This window comes from Streptomyces sp. AgN23, from assembly GCF_001598115.1.
Classification (GTDB): domain Bacteria; phylum Actinomycetota; class Actinomycetes; order Streptomycetales; family Streptomycetaceae; genus Streptomyces; species Streptomyces antimycoticus.
Genome location: NZ_CP007153.1, coordinates 8,066,719 through 8,078,931, shown reverse-complemented (window position 1 = coordinate 8,078,931; position 12,213 = coordinate 8,066,719). Strand labels below are relative to the sequence as shown.

At 72.3% G+C, this 12,213-nt stretch carries 12 protein-coding genes; 10 read left to right on the top strand and 2 right to left on the bottom strand.

The features are described from left to right. Positions 1-73 precede the first annotated feature (73 nt). On the top strand, positions 74-784 hold the full coding sequence (locus AS97_RS35070) for a class I SAM-dependent methyltransferase (protein ID WP_125760865.1): 711 nt from the start codon (positions 74-76) through the stop codon (positions 782-784). 2 nt (positions 785-786) lie between these two features. Here the strand turns inward: AS97_RS35070 and AS97_RS35065 are convergent, their stop codons facing one another. Next, positions 787-1,881 (bottom strand): bile acid:sodium symporter family protein, encoded by a 1,095-nt coding sequence (locus AS97_RS35065; protein ID WP_210566261.1) that lies wholly within the window; start codon positions 1,879-1,881, stop codon positions 787-789. A 192-nt stretch (positions 1,882-2,073) separates the two neighbouring features. Here AS97_RS35065 and AS97_RS35060 point away from each other — a divergent pair, with 192 nt between their 5' ends. The 9 genes from AS97_RS35060 (at position 2,074) to AS97_RS35020 (ending at position 11,849) form a co-directional block, all read left to right on the top strand. After that, positions 2,074-2,967, top strand: a complete 894-nt coding sequence (locus AS97_RS35060; RefSeq protein WP_210566260.1) for a LysR substrate-binding domain-containing protein — start codon at positions 2,074-2,076, stop codon at positions 2,965-2,967. Positions 2,968-3,152: 185 nt separating this feature from the next. Then, positions 3,153-4,979, top strand: a complete 1,827-nt coding sequence (locus tag AS97_RS35055; protein ID WP_059141984.1) for an AMP-dependent synthetase/ligase — start codon at positions 3,153-3,155, stop codon at positions 4,977-4,979. A gap of 19 nt (positions 4,980-4,998) precedes the next feature. Continuing rightward, entirely contained in the window at positions 4,999-5,679 is a 681-nt protein-coding gene (locus tag AS97_RS35050) for a hypothetical protein (RefSeq protein WP_210566259.1), read from the top strand. 50 nt (positions 5,680-5,729) lie between these two features. Beyond that, positions 5,730-6,545: an effector-associated domain EAD1-containing protein gene (locus AS97_RS35045; RefSeq protein WP_210566258.1), complete on the top strand. Its 816-nt coding sequence runs from the start codon at positions 5,730-5,732 to the stop codon at positions 6,543-6,545. An 86-nt stretch (positions 6,546-6,631) separates the two neighbouring features. After that, positions 6,632-7,462: an aldo/keto reductase gene (locus AS97_RS35040; protein ID WP_282615700.1), complete on the top strand. Its 831-nt coding sequence runs from the start codon at positions 6,632-6,634 to the stop codon at positions 7,460-7,462. 231 nt (positions 7,463-7,693) lie between these two features. After that, positions 7,694-8,869: a S1 family peptidase gene (locus AS97_RS35035; protein ID WP_210566257.1), complete on the top strand. Its 1,176-nt coding sequence runs from the start codon at positions 7,694-7,696 to the stop codon at positions 8,867-8,869. A gap of 198 nt (positions 8,870-9,067) precedes the next feature. Beyond that, complete coding sequence (locus tag AS97_RS35030; RefSeq protein WP_059141979.1) at positions 9,068-9,652, top strand: sigma-70 family RNA polymerase sigma factor; 585 nt, start codon at positions 9,068-9,070, stop codon at positions 9,650-9,652. Beyond that, positions 9,649-10,425 carry an anti-sigma factor gene (locus tag AS97_RS35025; protein WP_125758886.1) on the top strand — a complete coding sequence of 259 codons (777 nt, stop codon included), beginning with the start codon at positions 9,649-9,651 and terminating at the stop codon, positions 10,423-10,425. Before AS97_RS35030 ends, AS97_RS35025 begins: the two co-directional genes overlap by 4 nt. Before the next feature lie 59 nt (positions 10,426-10,484). Next, positions 10,485-11,849, top strand: coding sequence for a deoxyribodipyrimidine photo-lyase (locus tag AS97_RS35020; RefSeq protein ID WP_210566256.1), 1,365 nt, complete (start codon positions 10,485-10,487; stop codon positions 11,847-11,849). Between the two features lie 49 nt (positions 11,850-11,898). Here AS97_RS35020 and AS97_RS35015 read toward each other — a convergent pair whose 3' ends face one another. After that, positions 11,899-12,210, bottom strand: coding sequence for a 4a-hydroxytetrahydrobiopterin dehydratase (locus AS97_RS35015; RefSeq protein ID WP_059141976.1), 312 nt, complete (start codon positions 12,208-12,210; stop codon positions 11,899-11,901). Between the last annotated feature and the right edge of the window lie 3 nt (positions 12,211-12,213).

Genomic DNA, 12,213 nt, shown 5'->3' with positions numbered 1-12,213 from the left:
GTCTGACAACAGCCTTCCGAAGGGGTCTGAAAACGAGACCCGCCGCGGATGCGTCCCGCTAGGGTGAGCGGCCGTGACCGAAGCCGACTTCCTTACCTCCACCCGGGCGTCCTACAACGCCATAGCCCTCGACTACGACCAGCAGTATCGCGACGAACTGGCGGCCCAGACGCTGGAGCGGGCGGTGTTCGCCGGGTTCGCTGAGCTGGTGCGGAACGCCGGAGACGGACCGGTGGCCGATGTGGGCAGCGGACCGGGTCGGGTGACCGCGCACCTCCATGAGCTGGGGCTGTCCGTGTACGGGATCGACCTGTCGCCGGCGATGGTGGAGTTGGCCCGCCGGGAGCATCCCGGGCTGCGGTTCGAGGAGGGGTCGATGCTGTCCCTGGACATCGCGGACGGCACCCTCGCCGGCGTGGTGGCCTGGTACTCGACGATCCACATTCCGCAGGAGCGGCTGCCGGATGTGTTCGCCGAGTTCCACCGGGTACTGGCGCCCGGCGGATACGCGCTGGTGGGCTTCCAGGTGGGCGATGAGCAGCGGGACTACACCGAGGCGTTCGGCCATGAGGTGTCGCTGAGCTTCCGCCGGTGGCAGCCGGACCGGATCGCCGAGTTGCTGGCCGGGGCCGGACTGCCGGTCCGCGCCCGGACCTTCCGGGAACCGGAGCGCTGGGAACCCACCCCGCAGGCGTCCCTCATCGCCCGCAAGCCGCCGCTGCCGCCGGCCGGCGACCAGACCGCCGGAAACCCAACCCCCGAAAGCCAGGCGGCCGAAAGCTGACGTCAGACGCGGGTCAGCGCGGCCTCGTCCGCGCTGTCCTCATTGTCCACGCGGTCCGCACGAGCCCGAGCGGCCTCCGCCCCCGTCTCGGCCCCCGTCACCGCCGCCTCCGGCGCCCGCGCCGCATAGCGGCGGGCCAGCACCGCGCAGACCATCAGCTGCATCTGGTGGAAGAGCATCAGCGGCAGCACCGCCAGGCTCGCCTGGGCGCCGAAGAGCACGCTCGCCATCGGCAGCCCGGCGGCCAGGCTCTTCTTCGACCCCGCGAACACGATCGTGATCCGGTCCTCGCGGACGAAGCCGAGCTTCCGCGAGCCGTACGAGGTGAGCGTGAGCATCACCGTGAGCAGGACCGCCTCGACGCCCAGGAGGATCGCCAGCCGGGCCGGGGTGACCTGGTGCCAGATGCCCCGGGCCATGCCCTCGCTGAACGCCGCGTAGACCACGAGCAGCACCGAGCCTCGGTCGACCAGGCGCAGCACCGCCCGGTGGCGGGAGATGAAGCCGCCGATCCAGCGACGCAGGAGCTGACCGGCGAGGAAGGGGGCCAGCAGCTGGAGCCCGATCTTGACCATCGAATCGGCCGAGAAGCCGCCGCCGCTGCCGCCCAGCAGCAGTGCGGCCAGCACCGGGGTGACGACCACACCGAGCAGGCTGGAGAAGGAGCCCGCGCAGATCGCGGCGGCGACGTTGCCCCGGGCGATCGAGGTGAAGGCGATGGAGGACTGGACCGTGGAGGGCACCAGGCACAGGAAGAGCAGCCCGGTGTAGAGGGGATGCGTCAGCACGTACGGCACCAGGCCGCGCGCGGCGAGGCCCAGGGCCGGGAAGATGACGAAGGTGCACACCAGCACGGTCAGGTGGAGCCGCCAGTGGCGCACTCCGTCCAGCGCCTCACGGGTGGAGAGCCGGGCGCCGTAGAGGAAGAAGAGAAACGCGACCGCGACCGTGGTGGCCCCGTCGGTGACGGTGGCGGCCCGGCCGCTGACCGGGAGCAGCGCGGCGAGCGCCACGGTGCCGATGAGTCCGAGGATGAAGCCGTCCAACGGGAGCCAGGAGGGAAGGGCGATCTTGCGGAGGTGCGGGCGGTGCGGCATTCGTTCTCTTTCTCGCTCTTTCTCATCTGACGTGGACTGGCATGGACTGGCATGGACTGGCATGGACTGGCGTGGCCACGGACGGGGCCCCGTCCATAATGCTCCTGATCAAGGCCATCGGGAATCCTGCATACCGCTCTGACTGCCATCGCATTCCGTGATGGGCCTGCGGTCTCGTCATACAGTGGCTCCATGTACGACCCCGCCCAGCTCCGGACGTTTCTCGCGGTGTCCCAGACCCTGAGCTTCACCCAGGCCGCCGACCGCCTCGGGGTGCGTCAGTCCACCGTGAGCCAGCAGGTGCGCAAGCTGGAGGCGGCCGTGGGACGGCAGCTCTTCGCCCGCGACACCCATGGGGTGGAGCTGACCGAGGACGGCGAGGCGATGCTGGGGTTCGCCCGCTCGATCCTGGAGGCGAACGAGCGGGCGGCGAGCTGGTTCCGGGGCACCCGGCTGCGCGGCCGGCTGCGCTTCGGCGCCTCGGAGGACTTCGTGGTGACCCGGCTGCCGGAGATCCTGGAGGGGTTCCGCCGCGATCACCCCGAGGTGGACCTGGAGCTCACCGTGGAGCTGTCGGGCACACTGCATGAGCGGCTGGAGGCGGGCAAGCTGGATCTGGTGCTGGCCAAGCGGTCCGAGGAGAGGCCCGGCGGCCAGCTGGTGTGGCGGGACCGGCTGGTGTGGATCGGCGCCGAGCGGCTGCGGCTGGATCCGGACCGTCCGCTCCCCCTGATCGTCTTCCCGCCACCCGGGCTCACCCGGGCCCGCGCGCTGGATGTGCTGGAGCGACACGGCAGGTCATGGCGGATCGTCTGCACCAGCGGCAGTCTCAACGGCCTGGTCGCGGCGGCGCGCGCCGGGCTCGGGGTGATGGCACACACCCATGGCCTGATTCCGCCCGGCCTCGCGCCGGTCCCCGAACGGGCCGGGCTGCCCGACCTCGGCCCCGTGGATTTCGTACTGTTGTACGGAAATCGGCGGCAGGACGATGCCTCGCACGCCGCGGCGGAGCGACTCGCCGCCGCGATCCTGGCCGGGCCTGTGCCACGATCGGAGAGATTTCGTGCAGAAGGCCGTTACATATGAGCCACACACGCGGCGCATAGGACCAGACTCCACGCAATCTGCCCTCGTCGGCGCCTGATTGACCCTCTTTCACCTTACTGGCCGCCCGGCATTCCGTGCGTTCCGGGCACAAAACACCTCTCCCGCATCGGGGCCGGATCGGGTACGGTCGCGGCGCTGTGCCCAGCGGCTTCAAGGAGCAGGTATTGCGCGAGTTCACCGTCCCCCCGATGGCGACGGCGCCCCAGGCCGGAGGACTGGCGGATGCCGTCTTCGACCATGCGGACGCCGATCCCCACCGGGTGGCCCTGGCGCGCAAGACGGCGGATGACCGCTGGCAGGACGTGACCGCGGGCCAGTTCCGGGACGAGGTGACGGCGCTCGCCAAGGGGCTGTTGGCCCAGGGCGTCCGGTTCGGCGACCGCGTCGCGATCATGTGCCCCACCCGCTACGAATGGACGCTCTTCGACTTCGCGCTGTGGACCCTGGGCGCCCAGAGCGTCCCGCTGTATCCGACCTCCTCCGCCGAGCAGGTCTGCTGGATGCTGCATGACGCCGGGGTCTCCGCCTGCGTCGTGGAGCATGAGGACCACGCGATGACGGTCGGCTCGGTGGTCGGCCGGCTGCCGCATCTGAGGCGGCTGTGGCAGCTGGACGCGGGGGCGCTGGAGGAGCTGCTGACGGCCGGGGAGTCGGTCGAGGACGATCTGGTCGAGCGGCACCGGCTGGCCGTGACCCCCGCACAGCCCGCGACGATCATCTACACCTCGGGCACCACCGGCCGCCCCAAGGGCTGCGTGATCACCCACGCCAATCTGATGGCCGAGTGCGACAACATCGTCGAGCGGTACGAGGAAGCCTTCCACTCCAAGCGCGGCGACGAGGCCGCCACCCTGCTCTTCCTCCCGCTCGCCCATGTCTTCGGCCGGATGGTGGAAGTCGCCGCCATCCGCGGCAAGGTCAAGCTCGGGCACCAGCCCAGGCTCTCGGCCGCCGCGCTGCTGCCGGACCTGAAGACCTTCCGGCCGACCTTCATCCTCGCGGTGCCGTACATCTTCGAGAAGGTGTTCGCGGCGGCCCGCCGCAAGGCCGAGGCGGAGGGCAAGCTGGGGGTGTTCGAGAAGGCTGTCGACGTGGCGGTGCGGTACGCGGAGGCGCTGGAGGCCAAGGCGTTCGGCACCGGGCCGGGGCCGGGCGCCGCGCTGCGCATGCAGCACCAGTTCTTCGAGAAGGCCGTGTACGGCAAGGTGCGCGCCGCGATGGGCGGCCGGGTCCGGCACGCGATGTCGGGCGGTTCCGGGATGGAGCGGCGGCTCGGGCTGTTCTTCGCGGGCGCGGGCGTCACCATCTACGAGGGCTACGGCCTCACCGAGTCCACCGCCGCCGCCACCGCCAACCCGCCCGAGCAGACCCGGTTCGGCACGGTCGGCGTGCCGATCCCCGGCACCACGGTGCATCTCGCCGACGACGGCGAGGTGTGGGTGCGCGGCGGTCAGGTCTTCCAGGGCTATCTGGGCGACCCCAAGGCGACCGACGCGGTGCTGCGCGACGGCTGGCTCGCCACCGGCGACCTGGGCACGCTGGACGAAGACGGCTATCTCACCATCACCGGGCGGAAGAAGGAGATCCTGGTGACCTCCAGCGGCAAGTCCGTCTCCCCCGGGGGCCTGGAGGAGCGGGTGCGGGCCCATCCGCTGGTCGCCCAGTGCATCGTGGTCGGCAACGACCGCCCGTATATCGCGGCGCTGGTCACCCTGGACTCGGAGGCGGTCGCGCACTGGCTGACGATGCGCGGCAAGCCGGAGCTGCCGCCGGGCGAGCTGGTCCGGGACCCCGATCTGGAGACCGAGATCCGGCGCGCGGTGGTGGCGGCGAACACCACCGTCTCCCAGGCGGAGTCGATTCGTACCTTCCGCATACTTGCCGCGCAGTTCTCCGAGGAGCATGGTCTGCTGACGCCGTCGCTGAAACTGAAGCGAAAGGCCATCGAACAGGCGTACGCCGTCGAGGTCGAGGCGCTGTACCACTCCTGAGCCGCGAAGGGGGCACGAAATGATCGATGTCATTCTCCCCGAACTTCCCGAACGTGAACTGTCCCTGTTGTCCGAGGAGACACCTCAGCCCAGCGGCCCGAGGCTGGCCGGGCGGGTGATCCTGGGCGGGCCGGTGGCCTTACCGGTGACGGCGGAACTCGTCGAACCGGATCCGGAGCTGCTGGACTTCCTGCGAACCGAGGCGGACAACGCCGTCTATCACCTGGTGCATCTGTCGGTGACCTGCGCCCGGGACGCGCCGGACCCCGCCCTGCACTCGGTCAATCTCGATGTCACGCTCACGGCCGAACCGGTGCGGCGGGGCACCGCGGCCTTCCAGCCGGTGGCCTGGTCGATGACCCCGCGCCAGCTCACCGCGGAGGCGAAGGCCGCGGCACCGGCGCACGCGGCCCCTCTCGGCCCGCGGCTGGGTTTCCGGGAGGTTCTCCACACCGCGTACGGCGAGCGGGCCTTCCTGGAGGCGCGGCGTGAGCTGCGCTCCGACCCGGGCTGGGAGATCCGGCACACCTCGGCGGTGCGCATCGGCGGGACCTACCGGCTGGCCATGGTGGTGCGGGCACCGCGCGGGGCGGTGAGCCGGGCGGCGGTCGCGGTGGGCGCGACGGTGCGTGAGGGGCACACCCTGCACCGCTTCCGCGAGGAGCTCGAGGAACCGCTGCACCTCACCGCGCTTCAGTAGCTACGGGGCGGGGCACGAGCGGTACGAGCACAGGCAAGGAGCGACGAACGGTGGACGGCCAGGACGGGGACGGACATCCGGCGCTGACGACCGAGGAGATCCGGGAGCTGGCGCGGGTCTTCCCGCCCGGCCCGTCCGCCGTGGCACTGCTGCACAGGGCGGGCCTGACCGCCGAGCACCTCCCGGCGGCGGCCGGCACCACCGCCGGGGCGTTCTGGTCCTCGGTGGCCCGCGCGGTGGCCGCGGACCGGATCGCGGACGGCAGGCTGCGCGTCCTGGCCGCCGCCTGCGTCACCTATCCGCACAACGCGGTGTTCCGCGCCGCCTTACGGCAGCCGGGCGGCGGCGGTCTGCGGCGGGTGCTGGTGACCGGCGCCGCCCCGGGGTCCCGGGAGTTAGCCGCGGTCCAGCGGGCCGCGCGGGGCATGCTGACGGTGGACCGGTGCCCCGCCGCGACCGCCACCGATCTGCGGCGGATCCTCACCGTACGCCCGGATGTGCTGCATCTGGTCTGCCGCCGCGAGGGGCGCACGCTGGTCTTCGAGGACGGCGACGGCCAGGCGCATCGCACCCCCGCCGCGCGCCTGGCCGAGCTGCTGACCGCCTATCGCCGGCTGACCGGCGCCCCGCTGCCCGGTGTGGTGCTCGGCTGCCCCGACGGCGCGCCTCTCGCCGCGCTCTTCGCCCGGGCGGCCGAGGTGGTGGTCGCCCATCGCGGACCGCTGGACGGCGCGGCGGCCTTCGCGGGCGGGCTCTACGGTCTGCTGGGCGAGGTGCCCACGCTGGCCCAGGCGGCGCGGCGGGCGGCGGAGCGCATCGGGCCGGACGGAGGCGGTGTGGTGGTCCTGCGCGGACGACCCTGGTGAACGGGCGCCCGGCGGGAATGCCTGCCGCTCGTTGATCGTTTTACCGGAAGCATGCAATCCACATCCGACGTAAGGATCGACTGCCCGTGAGCAAGGTCCCGTTCATCACCCTCAACAACGGCGTCCGGATGCCGCAGCTCGGCTTCGGTGTCTGGCAGATCCCGGACGACGAGGCGCAGATCGCGGTGCGCACCGCGCTGGACGCCGGGTACCGCAGCATCGACACCGCCGCGATATACGGCAACGAGGAGGGCACGGGGAAGGGGCTCGCCGCGTCGGGCATCGCACGCGACGAGCTGTTCGTCACCACCAAGCTCCAGAACGCCGACCAGGGCTACGACTCGACTCTCCGCGCCTTCGACGCCTCGCTGACCAGGCTGGGCCTGGAGTATGTGGATCTCTACCTGATCCACTGGCCGCTGCCCGGGGTCGACAAGTACGTGGACACCTGGAAGGCGTTCGAGAAGATCTACTCCGAGGGCCGCGCCAAGGCCATCGGCCTGTCCAATTTCCACGCCGCCCACACCCAGCGGCTGCTCTCCGAGACCTCGATCGTCCCGGTGATCGACCAGATCGAGCTGCACCCGCAGCTCCAGCAGGCGGAGCTGCGCGCCTTCAACGCCCGCCATGACATCGCCACCGAGGCGTGGTCCCCGCTCGGCCAGGGCAAGGGCCTGCTGGACGACCCGAAGCTGGCGGCGATCGCCCGGAAGCACGGGAAGTCCCCGGCCCAGGTGGTGCTGCGCTGGCATCTGGACCTCGGCAACGTGGTGATCCCCAAGTCCGTGACCCCGTCCCGGATCCAGGAGAACATCGACGTCTTCGACTTCCAGCTGGACTCCGAGGACCTGTCGGCGATCGACTCCCTGGAGACCGGCAACCGGCTGGGCTTCGACCCCGAGACCTTCAACGGCTGAGCCCCGGCACTCCACCGTTCCGCGCTCCGCCCCGTCGCGTCCCCCCGCGGCGGGGCGGGCCCTTGTCCGCCCGCACCCCGTCTCCCCGCACCCCGTGTCGTGGCATATCCCGGGCGCATGACCCCTCATCCGGGCTCATCCGCCCGCCGAGCGAGGCACGCCCCCGACAATTACGCTTGGCGCCCAGATGGGCACGTAGCGTGACCATCTCCCGAGCCGAGGAGACCGAAGATGTCCCGCAGACGCCGTCACGGCCTCGAGCTGGCCGCCGGTTGCACCGTCGCGATAGCCGCCCTCTTCCTGGGGAGCGGCATACCCGCGGTGGCCGACCCCGGTGAACCCTCCCCCCGCCCCCGGAGGGAGGTGCCCCCCGAGATGCTGGCCTCGATGCAGCGCGACCTGGGCCTGACGGCCGATGAGGCGCGGATGCGGATATCCAACGAGTACCGGGCCGGGGCCACCGAACCGGGCCTGCGCAAGAGCCTGGGCGGCAGCTACGGCGGCGCATGGGTGACCGGCAACACCGCGGAACTCACCGTCGCCACCACCGACGAGGGGCAGAGCGGCACCATCACGGCCGGCGGCGCCAAGGCCGCGGTCGTCAAGCACAGCCTCAAGGCCCTCACCGACGCCAAGCAGGCCCTGGACCGCACCGCCTCGGAGCGCCCCCCGGCGGCCGATGTCGCCTCCGCCTGGTACGTCGACGTCAAGACGAACAGCGTCGTGGTGCAGTCGGCCAAGCCGAGCGAGGCGGCCGCCTTCGTCGCCACCAGCGGCGCGGACCGCGAGGTGGTACGGGTCGTGGAGTCGGCCGAGCGGCCCAGCCCGCTGTACGACCTGCGGGGCGGCGAGGCGTTCTCCATCAATGACTCCGCCCGCTGCTCGATCGGCTTCCCGGTGACGCAGGGCGAGCGGAACGGCTTCGTCACCGCCGGCCACTGCGGCAGCCAGGGCGACACCACCACCGGCTTCAACCGGGTGGCCCAGGGCAGTTTCCAGGGCTCCAGCTTCCCCGGCCATGACTACGCCTGGGTGTCCACCAACGCCGACTGGGTTCCGCAGCCGTGGGTGATCGGCCCCGAGGGCACCAATGTCAGCGTCACCGGCTCCCAGGAAGCGCCGGTGGGCTCGTCCGTCTGCCGCTCCGGCTCGACGACCGGCTGGCACTGCGGCACCATCCAGCAGCACGACACCAGCGTGCGGTACCCGCAGGGCACGATCAACGGGGTCACGCGCACCACCGTCTGCGCCGAACCGGGCGACTCCGGCGGCCCGTTCATCTCGGGCAGTGAGGGGCAGGGCGTCACCTCCGGCGGCTCCGGCAACTGCACCGTCGGCGGCACGACGTACTACCAGCCGGTGAACCCGATCCTGACGGCCTACGGGCTCACCCTCACCACCGGCTGACGCCGGGGTGCCGAGGCCGCCGCGGTCGAACGGACCGGCGGCGGCCTCGCGTGTGCGCTCACGGCCCGCTTCTCAGGCTCGCCCCCACGCCCGTCCTCGCGCGTGTTCGGAGCACCCTTGACCAATCCGCACCCCTCCGGGCGACGAATGAGGTACGACACCTCCGTGTGCGCCGCATCGTTCCCGGAAGGACGGCCTGTGAGAGAACCCGTGTACATCGGCGGACCGGCCGCGCGCGGACCGGACCTCGAAGAGTTGCTCCAGATGGTGGCCCGGGGGGACCAGAACGCGTTCGGAGCCCTCTACGACGCCGTCAGCGGGCCGGTCCTGGGGCTGACGCGCAGTCTGCTGCGCAACCCGGCGCAGGCCGAGGAGGTCACCCAGGAGGTCCTGGTCGAGGTGTGGCGGTCCGCGGCGCGGTTCGAACCGGGCCGGGGCAGCGCCATGGCCTGGATCATGACGGTGGCGCACCGGCGCGCCGTGGACCGGGTCCGCTCGGCGCAGGCCGCCTCCGACCGCGAGGAGCGCGCCGCGCTGCTGTCCCGTACCCCGGCGTTCGACGAGGTGACCGAGCAGGTGGAGGCCAGGCTGGAACGCGAGCAGGTGCGCCGGTGCATGCGGACGCTGACCGAGCTGCAGCGGCAGTCGGTGACGCTCGCCTACTACCGGGGCCGCTCCTACCGTGAGGTGGCGGAGCTGCTGTCGCTGCCGCTCGGGACCGTGAAGACCAGACTCCGGGACGGGCTCATCCGGCTCCGGGACTGCATGGGGGTCGGCGCATGACCAGGGCGGATCTGCACACCTTGACCGGGGCGTACGCGGTGCACGCCCTGTCGGGGCGGGAGTTGACCGAGTTCGAGCGGCATCTGGCGGTCTGCGACGCCTGCCGTCAGGAGGTGCGGGAGCTGCGCGAGACGGCGGCGAAGCTGGCGGTGGCCACGGCCCTGACCCCGCCCCCGACCATGAAGGACGATGTGATGCGGCGGATCGCCACGGTCCGCCAGGAGCCGCCCCGGGTGGCGGCGCGGGAGGCCCGGGAGTCCCACGCCGGCCCCCGGCGGCGCACCGGGCGGCGGGCGCTGAACGTCGCACTGGCGGCCTGTGTGGCCGCGGCCGTCGCGTTCGGCGGGGCCGCGGTGTGGCAGTACCGGCAGGCGTCCGACGCCCGCGACACGGCCCGCCGCTCCGAGCAGCGGGTGGCTCAGGCGGAGGAGGTGACCCAGGTGCTGGCCGCGCCCGACGCGCGCAGCCGCAGCGGCCGGATGACGGACGGCTCGACCGGCACGGTGGTGGTCTCGCGCGGGCTGAACAGGGCGGTGTTCCTGGCCTCGGGGCTGCCCGAGCCGCCCGCGGGGCGGATCTACCAGCTGTGGTTCAGCGACGGCGGCACCATGCGCCCGGCCGGTCCGATGGACTCCTCGGGCCGGAGCGCGGCGGCGGTCCTGAGTGGTGCGGTCGGGAAGGCGTCGGCCATGGGGGTGACGGTCGAGCCCGCCGGAGGGTCGAAGGCCCCGACGACCGATCCGCTGGTCCTGCTGACATTCCCCTCGGCGTGACCGGGCGACATCAGGCGGAATTCGCCGATATGCGGCCCCGCGTGGGGTAAGGGAGAGGGATGAGCACGTCCCTCTCCGTCTTCACCTCCGATCTGCGGCTGTCCGACAACCCCGTGCTGCGTGGCGCGACGCGCTCCGCCGAGCGGGTCGTTCCGCTGTTCGTCGTGGACCGCGGCCTGGCCGGCACGGGGTTCGCCGTCCCCAACCGGGTGGCGTTCCTCGCGGACGCCCTGGCCGATCTCGACGCGGGGCTGCGCGAGCGCGGCGGGCGGCTAGTGGTCCGCCGGGGCGACGCGGTGGCGGAGGTCCTGCGGGCGGCCCGGCAGGCGGACGCGGACGAGGTACATATCGCGGGCGGGGTGAGCGGCTACGCCACCCGCCGCGAGCAGCGGCTGCGCGCGGCGCTGGAGGCGGACGGACGGCGGCTGCGGGTGCACGGCGCGGTGGTGACGGCCGTGGAGCCGGGCGAGGTGACCCCGACGGGCAAGGACCACTTCGCCGTCTTCACCCCGTACTTCCGCGCCTGGCTGCAGGCCGGGCCGCGCAACACGCTCACCGCGCCGCGCACCGTGAGCGTGCCGTCCGGGCTGCGCTCGGAGCCGGTGGCGGCGGTCGCCTCGCTCGCCCCGGGCAGCCCCTCCCCCGGGCTGCCCGAGGGCGGGGAGACGGCGGGCCGCCGCCGCGTCCGCTCCTGGTGGCGCTCGGGGCTGGGTAGCTACGCCGACCGGCAGGACGATCTGGCGGGCGACGCCACCTCCCGGCTCTCCCCGTATCTGCACTTCGGCTGTCTGTCCCCGGTGGAGCTGGTGCACCGGGCGCGGGAGGCGGGCGGCGCGGGCGCCGACGCCTTCGTACGGCAGCTTGCCTGGCGGGACTTCCACCATCAGGTGCTGGCCGCCCGGCCGGACGCGGCGCACGCCGACTACCGCCCGCGGGGCGACCGGTGGCGCCACGACGAGGCGGAGGTCGCGGCCTGGAAGGCGGGGCGCACCGGCTATCCGCTGGTCGACGCCGGGATGCGGCAGCTGCGCCACGAGGGCTGGATGCACAACCGGGCGCGGCTGCTGGTGGCCAGTTTCCTCACCAAGACGCTCTACCAGGACTGGCGGATCGGCGCCCGGCACTTCCTGGATCTGCTGGTGGACGGGGATCTGGCCAACAACCAGCTGAACTGGCAGTGGGCGGCGGGCACCGGCACCGACACCCGTCCCAACCGGGTCCTCAACCCGCTGGCGCAGGCCCGGCGGTTCGACCCGGACGGCGCGTATGTGCGGCGCTGGGTGCCGGAGCTGGCCGAGGTGACCGGCTCCGGCGTCCATACGCCCTGGCGGCTGCCGAAGGCCGAGCGGGACCGGCTGGACTACCCCGGCCCGATCGTGGACCTCCAGGAGGGGCTGGCCCGCTTCCGGGACGCCCGGGAGTGACGTCGGGTCCAGGCCGGTCGCGGTCAGTCGGCGACGCGCGCCCGGCCGGTCAGTCGGCGCGGGCGCCGTGCTGCGGGGCGATCTCCTCGATCCGGCCGGCGAGCTCGACGTCGAGCGCGGTCACCTTGCCCCCGGCGCTGTGGGTGTTCACCGAGACGCCGACCTTGTTGTAGCCGAGGGTCAGATCGGAGTGGTGGTCGAGCTCCTCCTGGATGGTGGCGATCTCCGCCACCATCCCGGCCGCCTGCGGATGCCCCTTGAAGACATACGTCCGCGAGAGCCGGTCGTCCGCGAACGACCAGCCGGGGAGCTGCTCCAGACGCTGCTGGATCTCCTGGTCGGTGAGCGGCTGGACTGCCATGAC